The sequence below is a fragment of the Nonomuraea sp. WAC 01424 genome, from assembly GCF_003947315.1.
Taxonomy (GTDB): Bacteria; Actinomycetota; Actinomycetes; order Streptosporangiales; family Streptosporangiaceae; genus Nonomuraea; species Nonomuraea spiralis.
This window is the reverse complement of record NZ_QHHZ01000001.1, coordinates 19,918-38,322: the sequence shown is the minus strand read 5'-3', so window position 1 is coordinate 38,322 and position 18,405 is coordinate 19,918. Positions and strand designations below refer to the sequence as shown.

The 18,405-nt window shown below is 72.3% G+C and carries 17 protein-coding genes; 13 read left to right on the top strand and 4 right to left on the bottom strand.

Translation table 11 applies throughout. The features are described from left to right. Positions 1 to 356: 356 nt before the first annotated feature. Positions 357 to 1,508, bottom strand: a complete 1,152-nt coding sequence (locus DMB42_RS54020) for a DUF4241 domain-containing protein (protein WP_221761931.1) — start codon at positions 1,506 to 1,508, stop codon at positions 357 to 359. Between the two features lie 144 nt (positions 1,509 to 1,652). Between DMB42_RS54020 and DMB42_RS00130 the strand changes: the two genes are divergently transcribed. The 8 genes from DMB42_RS00130 to DMB42_RS00095 all read left to right on the top strand — a co-directional run bounded on the left by DMB42_RS00130 (position 1,653) and on the right by DMB42_RS00095 (position 11,149). Continuing rightward, complete coding sequence (locus DMB42_RS00130) at positions 1,653 to 1,979, top strand: PadR family transcriptional regulator (protein WP_125629391.1); 327 nt, start codon at positions 1,653 to 1,655, stop codon at positions 1,977 to 1,979. Next, positions 1,976 to 2,332 carry a DUF1048 domain-containing protein gene (locus tag DMB42_RS00125; protein ID WP_125629389.1) on the top strand — a complete coding sequence of 119 codons (357 nt, stop codon included), beginning with the start codon at positions 1,976 to 1,978 and terminating at the stop codon, positions 2,330 to 2,332. Before DMB42_RS00130 ends, DMB42_RS00125 begins: the two co-directional genes overlap by 4 nt. Position 2,333: 1 nt before the next feature. After that, the gene (locus DMB42_RS00120; RefSeq protein WP_125629387.1) at positions 2,334 to 2,660 is read left to right on the top strand and encodes a DUF1048 domain-containing protein; all 327 of its coding nucleotides are present in this window, start codon (positions 2,334 to 2,336) and stop codon (positions 2,658 to 2,660) included. A gap of 246 nt (positions 2,661 to 2,906) precedes the next feature. Then, positions 2,907 to 3,701, top strand: coding sequence for an alpha/beta fold hydrolase (locus tag DMB42_RS00115; protein ID WP_125629385.1), 795 nt, complete (start codon positions 2,907 to 2,909; stop codon positions 3,699 to 3,701). Positions 3,702 to 3,886: 185 nt separating this feature from the next. Then, positions 3,887 to 4,567, top strand: a complete 681-nt coding sequence (locus tag DMB42_RS00110) for an alpha/beta fold hydrolase (protein ID WP_125629383.1) — start codon at positions 3,887 to 3,889, stop codon at positions 4,565 to 4,567. 204 nt (positions 4,568 to 4,771) lie between these two features. Further along, on the top strand, positions 4,772 to 7,039 hold the full coding sequence (locus DMB42_RS00105) for a helix-turn-helix domain-containing protein (protein ID WP_125629381.1): 2,268 nt from the start codon (positions 4,772 to 4,774) through the stop codon (positions 7,037 to 7,039). A gap of 83 nt (positions 7,040 to 7,122) precedes the next feature. Next, positions 7,123 to 9,819, top strand: a complete 2,697-nt coding sequence (locus tag DMB42_RS00100; protein WP_221761930.1) for an AAA family ATPase — start codon at positions 7,123 to 7,125, stop codon at positions 9,817 to 9,819. A 91-nt stretch (positions 9,820 to 9,910) separates the two neighbouring features. Then, the gene (locus tag DMB42_RS00095) at positions 9,911 to 11,149 is read left to right on the top strand and encodes an XRE family transcriptional regulator (protein WP_125629379.1); all 1,239 of its coding nucleotides are present in this window, start codon (positions 9,911 to 9,913) and stop codon (positions 11,147 to 11,149) included. Here DMB42_RS00095 and DMB42_RS00090 read toward each other — a convergent pair. Further along, the gene (locus tag DMB42_RS00090; protein ID WP_221761929.1) at positions 11,063 to 12,100 is read right to left on the bottom strand and encodes a DUF5937 family protein; all 1,038 of its coding nucleotides are present in this window, start codon (positions 12,098 to 12,100) and stop codon (positions 11,063 to 11,065) included. The genes DMB42_RS00095 and DMB42_RS00090 overlap by 87 nt on opposite strands. A gap of 56 nt (positions 12,101 to 12,156) precedes the next feature. On the opposite strand from DMB42_RS00090, the gene DMB42_RS00085 reads away from it, so the two are divergent. Beyond that, positions 12,157 to 13,458 carry an MFS transporter gene (locus DMB42_RS00085; RefSeq protein ID WP_125629377.1) on the top strand — a complete coding sequence of 434 codons (1,302 nt, stop codon included), beginning with the start codon at positions 12,157 to 12,159 and terminating at the stop codon, positions 13,456 to 13,458. Positions 13,459 to 13,573: 115 nt separating this feature from the next. Here the strand turns inward: DMB42_RS00085 and DMB42_RS00080 are convergent, their stop codons facing one another. Continuing rightward, positions 13,574 to 14,419 carry a M55 family metallopeptidase gene (locus DMB42_RS00080; protein WP_125629375.1) on the bottom strand — a complete coding sequence of 282 codons (846 nt, stop codon included), beginning with the start codon at positions 14,417 to 14,419 and terminating at the stop codon, positions 13,574 to 13,576. Positions 14,420 to 14,515: 96 nt separating this feature from the next. Here DMB42_RS00080 and DMB42_RS00075 point away from each other — a divergent pair, with 96 nt between their 5' ends. From DMB42_RS00075 to DMB42_RS00065, 3 genes are all read left to right on the top strand, one after another. Further along, positions 14,516 to 15,733, top strand: coding sequence for a cytochrome P450 (locus DMB42_RS00075; protein WP_125629373.1), 1,218 nt, complete (start codon positions 14,516 to 14,518; stop codon positions 15,731 to 15,733). An 86-nt stretch (positions 15,734 to 15,819) separates the two neighbouring features. After that, complete coding sequence (locus DMB42_RS00070; RefSeq protein ID WP_125629371.1) at positions 15,820 to 16,395, top strand: RNA polymerase sigma factor; 576 nt, start codon at positions 15,820 to 15,822, stop codon at positions 16,393 to 16,395. After that, positions 16,388 to 17,254, top strand: a complete 867-nt coding sequence (locus DMB42_RS00065) for a hypothetical protein (protein WP_125629369.1) — start codon at positions 16,388 to 16,390, stop codon at positions 17,252 to 17,254. Before DMB42_RS00070 ends, DMB42_RS00065 begins: the two co-directional genes overlap by 8 nt. 15 nt (positions 17,255 to 17,269) lie before the next feature. On the opposite strand, the gene DMB42_RS00060 is transcribed toward DMB42_RS00065, so the two are convergent. Next, entirely contained in the window at positions 17,270 to 17,860 is a 591-nt protein-coding gene (locus DMB42_RS00060) for a hypothetical protein (protein ID WP_260477401.1), read from the bottom strand. Positions 17,861 to 18,236: 376 nt separating this feature from the next. Here DMB42_RS00060 and DMB42_RS52885 point away from each other — a divergent pair, with 376 nt between their 5' ends. Next, a complete protein-coding gene (locus DMB42_RS52885; RefSeq protein WP_185844384.1) occupies positions 18,237 to 18,377 on the top strand; it encodes an ALQxL family class IV lanthipeptide in 141 nt (46 codons plus the stop codon). The last annotated feature ends 28 nt before the right edge of the window (positions 18,378 to 18,405 follow it).

The window sequence follows — 18,405 nt, the reverse complement described above, 5'->3', positions numbered from 1 at the left end:
GGGGTCGCGGCATCGCCCGATCGACTCGGGACGGAGGAAGACGGCGAGGGAAACGGTCGGGGACGCCCCGGCGCGCAGCGTCGGCCAACGCGCGCAAACCTCCTGGACGGCGACGGGCAGACTCCGGGCTCCGGGCCTTGGGAGAGGCGCGCGCGGACTCCTCACCACTGCCCGGGGGCTCCAGCCCACCATGATCCTCTTCGCCGGTGCCGTCCCGCAAACGTTATCCACGGCGAACTCGCCCGCCTTCCCCGCGCCCCAGCCCTCCACCACCCGCACGCCGCCGTCGAACGACTCACCACCACCACGCCCGAGATCAGGAGACACCGGTCGCCCCCGGTCGCGACGAACTCCCCTCAGCCGCAGCCGTCCGTGACCTGGCTGATCTGGGTCGCCATGAACTCGGCCGTGGCGCCGGGGTTGGTGAACGGTGCCTCGCGTCGGTCGCCGGTCACCGGGGTGAACGGCGGAAGGCAGACGGCCGTCGACGGCACCGTCGGCGGCAGTGCGTCGGCGTCGTTGAGGATGAGCATGTCCGCCACGAACGAGGTGACTTCCCCGTCGGCATCGCGGCCTGTCCACACCGGGTAGCTGCCGTCGCCCAAGCCGCTCGAGTAGGCGATCAGATTGGTGCCGGTCTCCGGGGCGCGGAGCTCAGAGGACGAGAGGTCCTGCCCCGGCAGCAACGCGAGCTCCCAGCTGACGGTCGGCTTGTCGAGGATCCGCACCATCACGGCCGGGGTCTCGCCCTCCCGGTCCGTGCCCTCCCAGCGCATCGAGGCGATCAGTACGGCGTAGTCGCCGGGCGGCACGGTGGCGGTGAAGGAGCGGGCGTCGTCGCGCCCGTCGTCAGAGGCCAGGCGGCTTCCGGGGGTGAAGAGCGCCTCCAAATGCCGGGGGCGCAGCGGCAGCGGGGCCGACCAGGCAGGCGCCGTGCCCGAAGCCGGTCCGTACACCGGGTCCTGGGCCGGGACCAGGGTGATCGAGCCGCTCAGCCCGAGCATCTGCGCATCGACGTAGGCCGTCCACGCACCGAACTCCGCCTTGGCCACCGTACGGTGCTCAACAGGGACGTTCGCCCAGGTGTGACTTGATCCGTCGAGTTCGTGCAGCTCTCGTCTTGCGCGTCCGTCCGGATCGATCGTCATGGTGAAATACCAGCCGCGCTTCGGATGCTCCGGGTACTCCGGGTCGGCGTCGGAGGCGTGGCGCCACTCCTGGTAGCGCATCAGGTGCAGCCGTCCCGGCTCCAGTTGCCGGTATTCCAGCTCCCTGTTGCGCCGTCCGCACTCATCGAACAGGAACAACCCGAGATGGCGGTGATCCCAGTGGATCTGGAACAAGGCCTTCGGCTTCGCCTGGACGGACAGCAGGACGGCGTACTGCTCGCCTGACGCGTCCCTGTCACGGGCCGCCGGCTCGGACATCGGAGCGACGACGGCACGAACCTGCGGATCCCACCCCTCGCAGTACGTGACGTCAACCGCGCGGACGTCCTCCGTCGTCATGCCGTCTCCTGCCCGTGTCCAGCCGCGATCGGATGTTGCCGGGCGCACGCCAGCAACCGGCACCGACAGTCGACGTACTACTCTGTGGTACTGTGTAGCGGTACTTGGTAGTACGAGGTACCTGGCGCGGCGAAGAGGACCACGATGGACGACCTGACGGAGATGCTGAAGGGCACGCTTGAGGGCTGCGTGCTCGAAATCATCGGCAGCGAGGAGACCTACGGGTACGCCATCACGCGCCGGCTGAACGAACTCGGCTTCGCCGACGTCGTCGAGGGGACGGTTTACACCATTCTGCTGCGGCTGGAGAAGAACGGGCTCGTCCAGGTGACGAAACGACCGTCCGGGATGGGCCCGCCGCGCAAGTTCTACGCGCTCAACGACGCGGGGCGCAAAGAACTCGCGACGTTCTGGGCGAAATGGGAGTACGTCACATCGCGCATCGACAAGCTCAAGGAGGGCGGGAGATGAACTTCTGGGAGACGATGACAGGCAGCGATCTCACCAGGGACTGGAAGGCGTTCGAGGTCCGGGCCGCGGCGTTGCCGGCCGACTACCGGGCGGCGTGGGAAGAGATCAAAGGTCACCTTTTTCCGTACGGGGACTTCTCGGGCCGGAACCTGATGCCGATTCTCGACGGCGTTCTGGGGCTGCTGGAGGAGACCGCGGCCGACGGGCAGAGCATTCACGACGTGCTGGGCGACGACATCGGTGGCTTCTGCGCGGCGCTGGCCGGCGGAGAAGGGGCCCGGAACTATCGCGACCGATGGCGCGAGCAGTTGAACAGGAACGTCGCAAGGAAACTGGGCCGGCTGGGAGGCTGACGTGGGCATCCAGGACATCATCGAAGGCAAGAAGCGGTGGCGGGCGCACATGGCGCGGGTCAAGGCGCTGCCGCCGGACTACCAGATCGTCTACAAGGAGATGCAGAGGTACCTCTTCAAGGTCGGACCGGTCGACCTGCTCGGCGGGTCCCTGCTCCCAGGGTTGCTCGACTTCTTCGAGGAGGGCGTCGTGGCGGGCAAGGGGGTTCTGGAACTCATCGGCGACGACGTCGCCGCCTTCTGCGACGACCTGGTCAAGGACTCGCGCACCTACGCGGACCTCTACCAGGAGTCCATCGGCAAGAACCACGGCACGGCCGGGAAGTAACGCCCCAGCCATCACCGCTCGTCCAGCGCCCGTGCAGCCGGGCGCCACGGGACGGATGACGTCCTCGCCCGTCTCGGTCCTCGTGAATCCGCCCCCGACCTCGCGAGACCACCAGCGACATCGCCCTCAAGCGTGCGTACGGCGCGCTCACCGCGAATTCCCCCTCCGGCACCATCCGGCACGGAGAGGTTCTCCTCCATGCCCGGAAGACGCCGAAAGACGCCGAAAGACAGAGGCGAGGAAACCATGACCAATACGAAGTGGACCGGCATGCTGCCGGTCGACGACACGGCGCTGGCCCTGACCGACACCGGCGGCCCCGGCATCCCTGTCGTCTACCTCAACGGCGCCTACGCCGACCGGTCACACTGGCGGCGCGTCATCGCCGACCTCGGCGGCGACTACCGGCACATCACCTACGACGAGCGCGCCCGCGGCAAGTCGAAGCGCTCGGCGGACTACTCGTTCGAGGCGTGCGTCCGTGACCTCGACGAGGTGCTCAAGGCGAGAGGGGTGGACCGGCCGATCCTGGTGGGCTGGTCCTACGGCGGGGTGCTGGGGTGGCACTGGGCCGACCGGCATCCGGACCGTGTCGCCGGCCTGGTCACGGTCGACGCCTTTCCGGTCGGTCTCACCGGCGAGGCCGGCGCGGAGCGGATCCGCAAGCTGTTCCGCCGCATGCGGTTCTTCTTCCCGATCGCCGCCCGGCTGGGCCTGGCCGCGCGGATGAGTGCCGGCCAGCACGCCGAGGTCAACATCGAACTCACCGCCCTGGCCGCCGCCGGCGTGCCGGTCCTCGAACGCCTGACCTGCCCGGTGCGGTTCGTCCTGGCCACGGGTGACAGCCTCGGGAGCGAGAAGGGGGAGATGGAACAGGGACGGACCGTGCTCGACCCGGTGCTCGCCCGCAACCCGAACGTCAAGATCAGCGCGAAGGTCGCGAGCAACCACAGCAAGATCCTGCGCAACGACTCCCACGCGGTCGCCCAGGCCGTACGCGAGCTCGCCGCCATCACGGCCAGGCGGCCGGCCAAGCCGTGACGTACGCCGTCACGATCGACCGCCCGAGCACGGGCCGGGCCGTTCCCGCGACGGGGGACCGCCTGGGCCGCGGTCCCGGCGGACACTTCTGCGTGCTGTTCTGCGTGGCCTGAAGTCACGTCCGCCACTTGGATCGGGCGTACGGGGACAGGCGCCGGGCCTGTCCATCCAGGTCGGGAGTGACCATGACCACCATCAGGAACATCGTGCTCGTGCACGGTGGCTTCGTGGACGGATCCGGCTGGCAGGGCGTCTACGACGAGCTGACCAGGGACGGCTTCCGCGTCCACGTGGTGCAGAATCCGACGTTGTCGCTGGAGGACGACGTCGCGGTGACCCGCCGCGCCCTCGACGCCCTGGACGGGCCCGCCGTACTGGTCGGCCACTCCTACGGCGGCGTCGTCATCAGCGAGTCGGGCACACACCCCAACGTCGCCGCGCTCGCCTACATCGCCGCGTTCGCGCCGGACAAGGGCGAGTCGGTCAGCTCGATCATCGCCGACCCGCCGCCCGGCGCCCCGGTGCCGCCGATCCTGCCGCCCGTGGAGGGGTTCCTGTTCCTCGACCGGGACAAGTTCCACGGCGCGTTCGCCGCGGACCTGCCGGACCGGGCGGCGGCGTTCATGGCCGACTCGCAGGTGCCCTGGGGCGTGGACGCGCTCGGCGGCACGGTCACCGAACCCGCCTGGCGGCACAAGCCCGCCTGGTACCTGGTGGCCACCGAGGACCGCATGATCCCGCCCCCGGCGCAGCGCGCGATGGCCGAACGGGCGGGCGCGACCGTGGTCGAGGTCATCGGCAGTCACGCGGTCTACGTCTCCCAGCCCGCCGCCGTCGCCCAGCTGATCCGCCAGGCCGCGGCCTGACCACGCGCCTCACGGAGTCGGCGGCCTGACCACGTGCCTCACCAGGCCCGCGGCCCAGGCCGCCGGCTGACCGGCGACCTCGCTACGACCAGCCGAAGCCGCGACGACCGGCGGACGGCTCCCAGTGTGTCCGCCCGGCGATGGGCAATCCACGCCGGATTCCTTACGATGAATGATCATTCGGGGTGAGAGAGGGTGACTCGCATGGTCGCTCCGGCCAGCTTCGCAGAGGTGCTGCGCAGCCACCGGCGCGCCGCCCGGATGACCCTGGAACAACTCGCCGAGGCCTCCGGGGTCAGCGACCGGACGCTGTCGGACATGGAACGAGGCCGGAGCACAGGACCCCAGCATCGAACCGTCACCGCACTGGCCGACGCTCTCGATCTCACGGGCGACGACCGCGACCGGTTCCTCGAACTGGCTCGCGAAGGCCGCCTGCGCGACCACTGGACCCGTCCGGCCGGTCCGCGCGACCACCCGGCCCGGGGCCTGTGCGAGCTGCCCTCGCCGGTCGACGACTTCACCGGCAGGGCCGCCGAGCTGACCTGGACCGCCGAACTGGTCCGTCCCCGGCAGGCGCCCGGCGCCGCGGGCGTGGGACTCATCACCGGAGCCGCCGGACTGGGCAAGACGACGTTCGCCGTTCGCGCCGCGCACGATCTGCGGCCGGACTTCCCCGGCGGCGTGTTGTTCCTCAACCTGTTCGGCATGTCGTCCCACCCCGTGCCCGCGGCGGAGGCCCTGGCGCTGCTGCTGCGCGCCCTCGGCGTCGTCGAGCAGAAGATCCCCGCCGACGTCGCCGGGCGCGCGTCCCTGTACCGGTCGTTGCTGCGGGAGCGGCGCGTGCTCGTCGTGCTCGACAACGCGGCCTCCGAGGGACAGGTGCGGCCGTTGCTGCCCGGCGACGGCGTGGGCCGCGTGCTGGTGACGAGCCGCCGGCTGCTCGCCGGGCTGGAGGGCGTACGCAGGCTCAGCCTCGGCCCGCTGCCCCTGCTGGAGGGCACCGAACTGCTGACCGGGATCCTGAAAGGACGCGACGCCTCCGACGACGGTACGGCGATCTCCAGGCTCGTCGAGCTGTGCGGCGGCCTGCCGCTCGCGCTGCGCATCATCGGCAACCGGCTGGTCAGCAGGCCCGGCTGGAAGGCCGCCGAGCTCGCCGCCCGCCTCGGGAACGAGCAAGAACGCCTGGAACAGCTCAAGGCCGGCAACCTGCGGATCGCCAACGCGTTCGCCATGTCGTACGAGCAGCTCACCCCCTCCTCGCGGCAGGTCTTCCGGCGGCTGTCCCTCATCCCCGGACGGGACTTCGACGCCACGCTCGCCGCCGTCGTGGGCGGGGTCGGCATAGAGGACGCCTGGGACGTGCTGGACGAGCTGGTCGATCTCGGCCTGCTCCAGGACAGCGCGGGAAGCCGCTACCGCTTCCACGACCTGGTCCGCCTGTTCGCCGACGACCGCCTCCGGCAGGAGGACACGGTGGCGGGCCGGGAGGCGTTCACCGAGGCGGTGACGTCATGGCTGCTGCGGACGGCCACCGCCGCCGGGAGGTGGTTCGAGTCCGCCGACGGACAGGCCGCCGACGGACAGGTGGCCGGTGGCCTGTCCTCCCCGGAGGAGGCCGACCGCTGGCTGCGCGTGAACGTGGACAACTGGATGGGCGCGTTGCGCACCGCGGCGGGCACGGGCCGGCACGCGGAGGTCCTGGACTGCGCCGAGTCGCTGGACTGGTACTCCGACCGTTGGATGCACGCGCCCCACTGGCGCGAGGTCTTCACCCTCGGCGCCGAGGCCGCCGCCGCCCTGGGCGACCAGGCCCGGCAGGCCAACCAGCTGAACCTGCTCGCCTGGGTCCATCTGGTCCCGCGCGACGACCCGGAGACCGCGCTGCGGTATACAGCCCGGGCGCTGGACCTCGCCGTGCGAAAAGGCGCGCTGAACGAGACGGCCTCGGCCCACCACAACGCCGGAGGCGCGCTCCGCCGTCTCGGACGGCTCGGCGAGGCCGTCGAGGCGGAGACCCGGGCGGCGGAGATGTTCAAAGCCGATGGCGACATCGATTCCTACAGCCAGTGCCTGGGCGCCCTCGGCACCTGCCTGCGCGACGCCGGACGCCACACCGAGGCACTGGAGCAGTACCGCGTCCTGTGGGAGCTGCTGGACGACGACCGGTCGGGGATGAGGCCCGGCGTGGTGGCGTTCACCCGGACCATCGCACTGGCCCGCATCGGCGAATGCCTGGCGCTGCTCGGCCACCGGGCCGAAGCCGTCCTGAAGCTCACCGAGGCCATCGGGCTCATGGAACAGGCCAGGCTGCCGTCCCAGCAGGCCCGTTCCCTGGAGACGCTGGCGGCCCTGCTGGCCGAGGAGGGCCGGAACGACGAGAGCCGCGCCGCGTACGCGCGGGCCGCCGAGGCGTACGAGGAAGTCGGGGACGCCGAGGCGAGCAGGCGTTGCCGCGACCTCACCTGACGGTTCCGCAGGCTCCGGCATCCCGGACGCCACCTGGGGGCCGGCACGCCGGCCCGGGCGAAACCCGGGCGTAAGGTCGGTACGTGGTTGCGATCACAGGTGGTCCGCTGATCGGTCGTGAACGGGATCTCGCCAGGATCGCCGACGCCGTCGGCCAAGGCGGCGCGTTCGTCCTGCTGGGCGAGGCGGGGGTGGGCAAGTCCGCGCTGCTGGAGGCCGCCGCGGGGCGGGCGCTGGCCGCCGGTCACCGCGTGCTGCGCGGCTCGGGCTCCCAGTTCGAGGCCGAGGTGAGCTTCGCCGGGCTCCACCAGGTCCTCTACCCGCTCTTCGACGACCTGCCGCGCCTGGGCCCGGCACACGAGAGAGCGCTCAGCGTCGCACTCGGGCTGGGCGAGGGAGCGCCGCCGGGCCGGCTCCTGGTCGCCAACGCGGCCCTGCTGCTCCTGCGCCAGGCCGCCGCCTCCCGGCCGTTGCTGGTGGTGGTCGACGACATCGCCTGGGTGGACCGTGCCAGCGCCATGGTCCTGGGCTTCGTGGCGCGCCGCCTCGCCGGCAGCCGCGCCGGGCTGCTCGCCGCGTCCCGCTCGGGCGAGGCGGGCTTCTTCGAGTACGGCGGGCTGCCCGGCCACGAACTGCGGCCGCTCGCCGCCGCGGTCGCCGCCGCCCTGCTGAACGCCCGATTCCCCGCGCTCGCCCCACGGGCCTGCCGGCGGCTGCTGGCCGACGCCAGGGGCAACCCGCTGGCCCTGCTGGAGCTGCCGGTCGCCCTGGGCGACTCGCCCCCCAGTGTGCTGCCGCAGGTTCTGCCGCTCAGCGGTCGCCTCCAGGCCGTGTTCGCCGCCCGGATCAGGAACCTGCCGGCCGCCTCCTACGACCAGCTTCTGCTGGCCGTACTGGAGGGCGGCGGTGACGTGGGCGTCCTCGACAGAGCGGCGCTGGCTCCCGCCGAACGGGTGGGTCTGGTCCGGATCGAGGGAAGGCTGCTGTTCCGCCACCCCTTGATCGGCTCGGCGGTGGTGGAGCTGGCCACGGGCGAACAGCGCCGCCACGCGCACCAGGCGCTGGCCGTACTGCTGGCCGACCGGCCCGAACGGCGGGCCTGGCACCTGGCGGAAGCGGCCGAGGGACCCGACGAGGAGGTCGCCGCGCTGCTGCAGGCGGCGGCGCACGCCAACCTGCTACGCGGCGACGGCGTACGCGCCATCACCCTGCTGCTGCGCGCGGCCGAGCTGAGCCCGGACGGCATCGGCCGGGCCGGGCGGCTGGGGGAGGCCGCCTACCTCGGCTCGGTCGTGAACGGCGACCTGCGCGACGCGCCGCGCCTGCTGGAACAGGCCCGCCACGCCGACCGGCGGGGCGAGTCGCTGCCCACCGCGGTCGCGGGCACGTACCACCTGCTCAACGGCGACGGGGACGTGGACAGCGCGCACCGCCTGATGACGGGCGCGATCGGGACCCTGGCCGACGCCCGTGACAAGCCGCTCATCGAGGGCCTGTACACCCTGCTCATGGTGTGCTTCTTCGGCGGCCGCGCCGAGTTGTGGGAGACCTTCCACGCGGTGATCGACCGGCTGACGCCACGCCCTCCCGAACTGCTGGACCTGCTCGGCCGGACCTTCTCCGACCCGGCGCGCCTGGCCCCGCCGGCGCTCGACCGCCTGGACGCCGTCGTCTCCGGGCTGGAACGGGAGATCATCCCGGCGCGCATCTCCCGCGTCGGCATCGCCTGCGCCTACGTCGACCGGCTCGGGCAGTGCCGCGAGGCGCTGTGGCGGGTCGTCCACCACGGCCGGGACGGCGGGGCCGTCACCTCGGCGATCGAGGCGCTGTTCCTGCTCGGCAACGACGCCTTCCTGACGGGCGAGTGGGACGAGCTCCGGCAGGTCGTGGACGAGGGCCTCGCGCTGTGCGACCGGCACGGCTACCGGCTGCTGGCCTGGCCGGGAATCTACCTGAAGGGCATGCTGGCCGCCGCCCGCGGCGACGACGGCACCGCCACGGCGCTGGCCGACCGGATGACACGATGGGCGGGCCCGCGCCGGGCCCGCGCGATCCAGTACTACGCCTGGCAGGTCGGCGCGCTGGCGGCGCTGGGCAGGGGCGACTACGAGGAGGCCCACCGGCAGGCGTCCGCCGTCAGCCCGGCAGGCGAGCTGGCGCCGTACGTCCCCCATGCGCTGTGGACCGTCATCGACCTGGTCGAGGCCGCCTGGCGCAGTGGCCGCCACGCCGCGGTGGCCGCCCACGCCGCCGCCGTACGGCCGCTCGCCGGGGTCTCACCGCGGCTCGCCATGGTCGCCGACGCCACCGCGGCCCTGGCGTCCGGCGACAACCGGCTGTTCGAGGCGGCCGTGGCCACCCCTGGCGCGGAACGCTGGCCGTTCGAACGGGCCCGCCTGCAGCTCATGTACGGCGAACGGCTGCGCCGCACCCGGACCGGCGGCGACGCCCGCGTCCACCTGGTGGCGGCGCTCGGCACCTTCCGCGGCCTCGACGCCCGGCCCTGGCTGGCACGGGCGAGCGCCGAACTACGCGCCACCGGCCGCCCCGCCGGGCCGGGCTCGGCCGAGCTGACCCCCCAGCAGTGGGAGATCGCCGCGCTCGCCGCCACGGGACTGACCAACCGGCAGATCGGCGAGCGGCTGCTCCTGTCGCCGCGTACCGTCTCCAACCACCTGTACCAGGTCTTCCCCAAGCTCGGCGTCACCTCCCGGGCGGCGCTGCGCGACGCGCTGGACAGGAATCCGAGTCAGATGACTCAAGAGAGTCCCCCGCCCTGAGCTCTAGCGTGCTTGGCATGACCACACCTTCCCTCGTCCAGCCCGGCCTGGTGGGGCGCGGTGGCGGGCGTGATCCCCAGGCGGCCGCGCGTTGACCAGTTTCGCGGAGCTGCTGCGCGGCCACCGGCACGCGGCCCGGCTGACCCTCGAACAGCTCGCGGCGGCCTCGGGGGTCAGCGCCCGTACCCTGTCCGACATGGAGCGCGGGCGCAGCACCGGACCCCAGCACCGTACGGTCACCGCCCTGGCTGACGCGCTCGCACTCGACGGCCACGCCCGCACGCGGCTCGGCGAGCTGGCCAGGGAAGGCCGCCTGCGTGACCACGGCACCCGCTCGAACGGCCTGTGCGAGCTGCCCCGGTCCGTCGGCGACTTCACCGGCCGTACCGCCGAGCTGGCCTGGACCAGCCGCGTCGCCCAGGCCGAGGCGAGCCTCATCACCGGCCCGGCGGGCCTGGGCAAGACCACGCTCGCCGTACGCGCCGCGCACGTCCTGCGGCCCGGCTTTCCCGACGGCGTGTACTTCCTGGACCTGCACGGCATGTCCGCCCGGCCCGTCAGCGCCGGTGACGCCCTGGCGCGGCTGCTTCGCGCGTTCCGCGGCGCCGACCGCTCCGCGCCACGGGACGTGGCCGCGCGCGCATCGCGGTACCGGTCGCTGCTGCGGGAGCGGCGGGTGCTGGTCGTGCTGGACAACGCCGGGTCGGAGGACCAGTTACGCCCCCTGCTCACGGACGGGGGACCCAGCAGGGTGCTGGCCACCAGCCGGCGGTTGCTGGCCGGACTGGACGGCCTCCACAGGTTGAGGCTCGGCCCCCTGCCGCCGGCGGAAGCCGTGCTGCTGCTGACCGGGATCCTGGGCGGGCGCGGCCCCTCGGAGAGCGGACCGGCGATCGCGGAGCTCGCCAGGTTGTGCGGCGGCCTGCCGCTGGCCCTGCGCATCGCCGGGAACCGGCTGGTCAGCAGGCCGGGGTGGACCGCCGCCGACCTCGTCGCCCGGCTGTCCGGCGAGGAGCGCCGCCTCGACCAGCTCAGGGCCGGCGACCTCAGGATCGCCAACGCCTTCGGCGTCTCCTACGAGCAACTGGGGGAGGCGGGACGACGGGTCTTCCGGAGACTGTCGTCGGTCCCCGGCAAGGACTTCGACGCCTCCGTCGCCGCCGTCGTCGGCGACACGTCGATGGAGGAGGCATGGCGGGTGCTCGACGAGCTCGTCGATCTGGGATTGCTCCAGGAGGGGCCGTCAGGGCGTTACCACTTCCACGACCTGGTCCGGCTCTTCGCCCGGGACCGGCTCCGGGACGAGTCCGCTGCCGGACCGGAGCCCTGATCCGGTGACGAGGGCGTCGCCGAGTTCCGAGCGCAGATAGAGGACCGAGCGGCCGTGGCGGGCGCTGGCGAGGAGGCCGGCGGCGCGGAGGGTACGGAGGTGCTGGTTGACGGCCGAGGGGGTGACGCCCAGGCGGCCGGAGAGCTCGGTCGTCGAGGCGGGCGTCTCCAGCATGGTGAGCAGGCCCGCCCGGGTGGCACCCAGAAGGTCGGTGAGCACCCCGGGGGAGCGGCGGGGCTCCGATTGCCAGAGCGTGCCGGCGCCGCGGGTGCCGTACATGATCAAAGGGGGCTCGGACGGTGAGATGGGGACGGTCGCGGCCCGGCTGAAGAGGGTCGGGACCAGGGTGAGGCCCTCGCCGCTGGTGGCGCGCCGGTAGCGGGCGTCGCTGATCAGCCGCATGCGTACGACGCCGTCCTTCAGCTGGACGCGATCGCTGAGGTCGCCGAACATCGCGGCCAGCCCGTGGGCCGAGATGACCTGGCCGCGGTGGACCACGTCGGCTTGCAGGACCGCGCGCATCCTCGGCCACCAGGGCGCGAAGCAGGTGCGCCAGTACTCCCGCAGGGCGTCCAGAATGCGGGCCGACGGGTCGCCGCGCAGCGGCTCGGGGAGCCGGGGGTGGACGGCGCGCAGGTCGTCGAGCATGCGGTCCACGGGTACGCGGGCGACCGCGGCGAGTTCGTCGTCGATGCGGGTGAGCGGGGCGTGGGGGCGGGGGTTCAGGAAGTCCGGCGTCCACATGTCGTCGTTGGTGAGCGCCAGCAGCAGGGGCACGTCCAGCGCGGACCGGGCCCGCTCCGTACGGCGCAGCCAGGGCAGGTGCACGGGATAGCGCCCGGGGTCACGGAACGTGCGCAACGACAACGTGAGCTCGTTGAGCGGCGAGATGGCGAAGCGGACGTCGGCCACGTCCATCCCCGCGAGCTCGTACTCGATCAGCCCCGGCATGAAGCCATACGCTACATCAATTGGCCCTAAAGGCCCCGTCGCGGGATAAAGGCCCCGTGATCGAGACCTTTCTTCCGACGGACCGCGTCGCCCGCTCACTGACCGTCAGCACGATGGCGTTCGCGCTCTCCAGCGGCGTCTTCTACGCCGTCAGCACGCTGTACTTCACGCTCGTCGTCGGGCTCGGCACGACGACGGTGGGTCTCGGGCTGGGCATCGCGGGCGGCACCGGGGTGCTGGCCTCGTACGCGGGAGGGTGGCTGGCCGACCGGGTCGGGGCGCACCACGTCCAGACGGTGGCGACCGGGCTCAACGGGGTCGCGCTGCTGGCGTACTCGTTCGTCTCCGACGCCGTCGCGTTCACGCTGATCGCCTGCCTGGCCGTGATCATGCGTTCGGCGGGCTCCGCGTCGAAGCAGGCGATGCTGGCGCGGTGGTACACCGGTCCGGAGCGCGTCGAGGTCCGGGCCCGGATGCGCGTGGTCACGAACGTCTTCATCGGCCTCGGCACGCTGGCCGCCGCGGCGGCGCTGCTGATCGGCACCGCGCAGGCGTACCGGGTGGCGGTGGTCGTCGCCGGGGTCCTGCTGCTGGCGGCCACCGTGCCGCTGGCCGGGCTCGGACGCCGGGTGCCGGAGCTCGCCGACAAGATGACCACAGCCAGGATGACCACAGCCAGGATGACCACAGCCAGGACGGCCGCCGCCGGGGAGGGCGCTGCCGGGGAGGGCGCTGCCGGGGAGGGCGCCGCGTCTGCCGGGCCTTCGCCGCTGCGGGACCGTACGTACCTCGCGAGCGTGGCGTGCAACGCCGTGGTGGCCACGCAGTTCGGGCTGCTGACCGTCGGCATGCCGCTCTGGGTGGCCACCACCGGCGCGCCCACCGCGATCATCTCCGCGCTGCTCGTCCTCAACACCGTGCTCGTGGCCGCGCTCCAGGTGCGCGCCTCGCGCGGCACCGGCGACGTACGCGCGGCCGGCCGTACGGTCAGGCGCGCGTCCTGGCTGCTCGCGACGGCATGCGGCCTGTACGCCCTGGCCGGCTACGGAAGCGTGATCGTCGCCTGCGTCCTGTTCGTCCTGGCCGCGTCGGCCCACACCATGGGGGAGATCCTGGGCGAGGCGGGCGGCTGGGGCATGGCCTTCGAGCTGGCCGACCAGCGCAGCGCCGGCGCCTACCAGGGCCTCAGCCAGGCCGGTTACGCGATCGCCTCCATGCTCTCCCCGATCCTCGCCACCCCCGCCGTCGAACACGGCACCCCGGGCTGGGCGGGCCTGGCCGCCCTCTTCGTCCTGGCCGGGACGGGCGCCGCCGCGGTGACCCGCCGCGCGGCCCCGCTGGTCCCCGCCGGCCGGTGAGGGGACGAAGCCGCTGTCGTACCGGCACCCTTCGCCACCTCGGAGCCGGAACCCCGGGGCCCAGCGTCAGCGGTATCGTGCCGAAGGCGTAGGAGGTTCTTCTGGCCCTGAGGGGTCAGCGCCTTGCCGCCACCGCGGCCGTTTCTCTCGTCGCCTGCGCCGACAGGTGGAGGCAGGCGGAGATCAGCCTGATCAGGTCCGTCGCGTTGCCGACCTCGCGCACCAGGCCCTGGCCGCCGGCGCGTCGCGCCTCGGGTACGTACATGGCGTAGTCGCAGGCCAGCGGTGTGGTGAAGTCGATCTCGACGTGCAGGGTGTCCTCGACCGGCGGGCACTCCAGCCTGGCGTGGCCCGACACGGCGTCGCGGGCGGCGCCCCTGATGCGCTCGGTCGCCACCGAGGGATGCACAGAGGTCGCCGCATGAAAGCCCACCGCCCGCTTGACCGGCACGGTCAGTACTCCGGGCAGCGTCTTCGAGGCCGCGGCGCACACCAGGTCGTCTCCCGTGACCAGGCCCACCGGTACGCCGAGCGACGCCGCGTAGAGCGCGTTGACCTCCAACTCGCCGACAGGCCTGCCGTTCACGCGGATCTGGCGGAAGGTGCCGGAGAAGCTGTGCGCCAGTACGCCCTGCTCGCCCGCCGCCGCGTGGTAGCCGACGAACAGCGCGACCGCGTCCCCCTCGGAGACGCCCTGCATCATGGCCAGCGGCTTGGGCGAGCCGGTCACCACCTGGGCCCGCGGGTCCAGCCCGGCGTGCAGGAGGTTGTCCATGGTGCCGTGACTGTCGTTGACCACGACCTCGTCGGCGCCCGCGTCGAAGGCACCCCGTACGGCGGCGTCGGCCTCGGCGGTCATCAGCTCCTGGGCCCGGGGGTAGCCGGTGCCGCCGCGCACGGCCTGGTCGAGGGTCGCGACACCCGCGACCCCTTCCATGTCGATCGAAACGAATACTCGCATGCCGCCACCGTAGTGACCGCCCGCTCCGGGCCTATGGGCAAGCGGCCTGACGGGAACCACGATGGAGGCGACACCGGGCCGATGCTGAGGAGCACGATGATCGACAGCGTCTTCGACCAGAACTATCTGCGCGACCCGCACCAGGTGTACGCCCACCTGCGGCAGCGGAGCCCGGTGGCCCGGACCGCCACGTCCCAGGCGGTCAAGGTCTGGCTGATCACCCGGTTCGAGGACGTCAGGGCCGCGATGACCGACCCCCGGATCAGCAAGGCGTTCGCCGACCATCCCGAGGTGTTCAAGGCCAACGAGCTGGAGGGCGGTGACAGCAGGGGAGCCGCGGCCGTCGCGCCCGACAACATGTTGTTCTCCGATCCGCCCGACCACGCACGGCTGCGCCGGATCGTCGTCAAGGCCTTCACCGCGGGCCGGATCCGTGCTCTGCGCCCGCGGATCGAGCAGATCAGCGCGAGCCTCCTCGACGCCCTGCCGCCGGACGAGTTCGACCTGCTCAAGGACTACGCCGTCCCGCTGCCTGCGATGGTGATCGGCGTGCTGCTCGGCGTGCCCGAGCCCGACTGGCCGCGCATGATCCGCCTGTCCAGCACCACCATCGAAGGCTCGGCCCGCGACCCTAAGGCGGTGCTGGCGGCGGCGGAGGAGACGCTGGCGTACCTGACGGACCTGTGCGCGGCCAAGCGGGCCGACCCGGCCGACGACCTGATCAGCGCCATGGTGCACGTTCACGACGAGGACGGCCGGATCAGCGACGTCGAGCTCGTGAGCACGTCCTGGTTGCTGCTCGTCGCCGGGCACGAGACGACGGTCCACCTGATCGGCAACGGCATGCGCGCGCTGCTCGGCCACCCCGACCAGCTGGCCCGCCTCCGGGCCGCGGCCGGGCTGCTGCCCGACGCCATCGAGGAGTTCCTCCGCTACGACGGCCCGATCAGCACCGCCACCTTCCGCTACACCACCGAGCCCGTGACGATCGGCGGCGTGGACATCCCCGCCGGGCAGCTCATCCTGGTCTCCCTCCTGTCCGCCAACCGCGACGCCGGACAGTACGACGACCCGGACCGTTTCGACATCACCCGCAAACCCGCCCAGCACGTGGCCTTCGGTCACGGCATCCACTACTGCCTGGGCGCCCCCCTGGCCCGCGTCGAGGGCGAGATCGCCTTCCGGCAACTGCTGGAACGTTTCCCCGCGCTCGAACTGGCCGTGCCGGCGGACCGGCTCGCCTGGCGGGAGGGAATGCTCATGCACGGCCTGACGGCCCTGCCGGTACGCACCCGTCCGGCGACCGATGGCTGAGCGGTTCAGGCGGCGAAATCTGCGAACTTCTGACGCCGTATCGGGCTAGTAAACGATGTGACCCCGAAAACGGCGATTGGACATCCATGGGACCACCTGACCTGCTCGGTGAAGAGCGGGACGACGCGCTGCTGGTCGCCCGGTCGGTGGAGGATCCCGACTGCTTCGAAGAGGTGTTCCGCAGGCACGCCCCGCCGCTGCACCGTTACGCCGCCCGCCGCCTCGGCGGCGACCTCGCCGACGACATCGTGGCGGAGACGTTCCACCTGGCCTTCAGGACCCGCGCCCGTTACGACCCCGCACGGGGTGAGGTGCGGCCGTGGTTGTGGCGGATCGCCACCAACCTGATCAGGCGGCACTACCGCTCGGAGCTGCGCATGTTGCGCGCGCTGACGCGTACCGGCGTGGACCCGGTGCTGGACGGCCACGCCGACCGGGTGGCCGAGCAGGTCAGCGCGGCCGCGCAGAGCCCCCGCCTGGCCGCCGCGTTGGCCGCTCTGCGCAAGGGCGACCGCGACGTGCTGCTGCTCACCGCGTGGGGAGAGCTGAGTTACCAGCAGGTCGCCGACGTGCTGGACATCCCCGTGGGCACCGTGCGCTCGCGGCTGAACAGAGCCCGTACGAAGGTGCGCCAAGCGCTTGGAGGAACCGCCGATGCATGAGATCGAGCTGGTCGAGCGGATGAGAGCGCAGATCCCGCTGCCCGACCCCGGCGAACTGGCCGCCCGCATCGACTGGCGGCCCGAGCGGCGCCCGCCCAGGCGGCGGGCACGCGTACGGCTGCTGGTGCTCGCGCCGGTGACGGCGGCCCTCGCGGCCGTGGTGCTGACGGCCCTGTCGGCGCTGCCGCCGGGAGCGGCGACGTCGTACGCCAACGCGGCCATCGCGGTCACCCAGGAGGACGGCGAATGGGTGGCCAGGATCAAGGACCCGCTCGCCGAGTCCGCGAAGTACACCGAGGCGTTCGGCGCCGTGGGCCTGGACGTCGGGATCCAGCTCGTACCGGCCTCGCCCGCGCGGGTGGGCGACCTCGTCCTCGTCGAGGGAGTCCGGCCGTCCGGCGACTTCCGCGGCGGCCTCGAACCCGAGGGCTGCCGGGTCGGCCAGGCGGGTTGCCACCTCACGTTCCGCGTCCCCGCCGGTTTCAAGGGCCCGGTACGGGCACAACTCGGCAGACCCGCCGCCCCCGGCGAGCCCTATCAGGCGGCGGCCCGGGCGACCGACCCCGGCGAGATGCTCGAAGGCGTCACGGTGGAGGGTCGCCCCGTGGGGGAGCTGCTCGCCGAGATCCGCGAGCGCGGCCTGACGGTGGTCTACCAGCGGGTCCGCGACGATCCCGCAAGTACGGACATCAACTTCGCCGACGGCCGGAGGGGGGAGTTCCATCTGACGTACGAGCCTGTCGGGGCCGCCGACGTGGGCGAGGACTGGCTCGTGTGGAACGCCCTGCCGGACCGTGAGGGCGTGGTGAGGTTGCAGGTCACGCCGTACCCGCTGCGTCCGGGCAACCGCCGGAGGTGACCGGCCCCCAGATGGTCAGTCCGGAGCGGCGGCCGGTGCGATCTGCAGGGGTGTCGCCGTGCCGCCGCCGGTGAGCTCGCGCCCCTGGTTCAGGGTGTGGTCGAGCTGCCTGGCCAGGATCGGAAGGGTCGCCGGCGGCAGGTACGCGTCGGCGCCGGCGTCCAGCAGGCGCCGGATCGGGCCGTCGTACCGGACGCCGAGCTCGGGGTCCTCGATCTCGGTGACGACGACGCGGGCCTTCGGGAACATCGACCGGAGCCCCGCGATCAGCTGCGGACTGCCCGCAGGCACCAGCAGCACATCGGCCGTCACGGGCGCCGCGTGCAGGTCGAGCACGACGTAGTCCGCCCCGAGCTGTGTCGACAGGGCGACCCGGGCCGCGGCCGACAACTCCATCGCGGTGGCCACGACCGTCACGCTCTCGTAGTCGACCGGTGGCTGGTCCTCGGTCTCGTCCGGCGCGGCGCGATCGACGACGGCGCCTTGGACCACGGCGACGGTGCTGGAGATCGTCGCGATCGAGGCGCCGTTCCGGGTGAGGATCACGTTCTCGCCGGGCTCAAGGGCGTCGATGATCGCCACGACGTCGTCGGGCAGGCGAGTCACGTCGATCTGCTGTGGGGAGCGCGGGGCGCGCCTGCGGGTCATCGTGCCCTGGGCGCGCTCACGGTGGCGCGCGCGTTCCGGGCCGTGGGCGGACGCCCTGCTGTGGGCCTGCTCGTGGTGGTGGTGTGGTCGCCGCTGCGGAGGCGCCGGTCCCGGCAGATGATCACGTGGGTCCCCTTCCCAAGCTGTGATCTTGTTGGATGCCGCCGCGCGACGGTTGGTTCGCGGCCGCCCCGGAGTTTCTTCCCGGCCGACGGCCGGACAGCGGGGCGTCACGGGTGGCTTGTGGCCGGCTTGTGAACGCGCTTCGGCGTCCTCGCCGGGTGGGCAGGCGGCCACAGGTGAGTCACAAGGCCGGCAGTGAACAGTCGGCCGCATGGAACTCGATATCTCCGCCCTCGACATGCTTCCCGCCCACGAGGAAGCCCAGCTCTCCGGCTGCATGATGTCCTGCGGGTTCACCGGCTGCGGCAGGACGGTCGTGGAAGGTCTGGGTGATGTGACTGACCTGCTCTGAACTGCTCTGACCTGCTCTGAAGTCAACC

Bases quoted from the DNA above. Each gene is read 5' to 3' on its own strand.
- DMB42_RS54020 (WP_221761931.1), bottom strand. From the start codon at position 1,508: ATGACGACGGAGGACGTCCGCGCGGTTGACGTCACGTACTGCGAGGGG.
- DMB42_RS00130 (WP_125629391.1), top strand. From the start codon at position 1,653: ATGGACGACCTGACGGAGATGCTGAAGGGCACGCTTGAGGGCTGCGTG.
- DMB42_RS00125 (WP_125629389.1), top strand. From the start codon at position 1,976: ATGAACTTCTGGGAGACGATGACAGGCAGCGATCTCACCAGGGACTGG.
- DMB42_RS00115 (WP_125629385.1), top strand. From the start codon at position 2,907: ATGACCAATACGAAGTGGACCGGCATGCTGCCGGTCGACGACACGGCG.
- DMB42_RS00110 (WP_125629383.1), top strand. From the start codon at position 3,887: ATGACCACCATCAGGAACATCGTGCTCGTGCACGGTGGCTTCGTGGAC.
- DMB42_RS00105 (WP_125629381.1), top strand. From the start codon at position 4,772: ATGGTCGCTCCGGCCAGCTTCGCAGAGGTGCTGCGCAGCCACCGGCGC.
- DMB42_RS00090 (WP_221761929.1), bottom strand. From the start codon at position 12,100: ATGCCGGGGCTGATCGAGTACGAGCTCGCGGGGATGGACGTGGCCGAC.
- DMB42_RS00080 (WP_125629375.1), bottom strand. From the start codon at position 14,419: ATGCGAGTATTCGTTTCGATCGACATGGAAGGGGTCGCGGGTGTCGCG.
- DMB42_RS00075 (WP_125629373.1), top strand. From the start codon at position 14,516: ATGATCGACAGCGTCTTCGACCAGAACTATCTGCGCGACCCGCACCAG.
- DMB42_RS00070 (WP_125629371.1), top strand. From the start codon at position 15,820: ATGGGACCACCTGACCTGCTCGGTGAAGAGCGGGACGACGCGCTGCTG.
- DMB42_RS00065 (WP_125629369.1), top strand. From the start codon at position 16,388: ATGCATGAGATCGAGCTGGTCGAGCGGATGAGAGCGCAGATCCCGCTG.
- DMB42_RS52885 (WP_185844384.1), top strand. From the start codon at position 18,237: ATGGAACTCGATATCTCCGCCCTCGACATGCTTCCCGCCCACGAGGAA.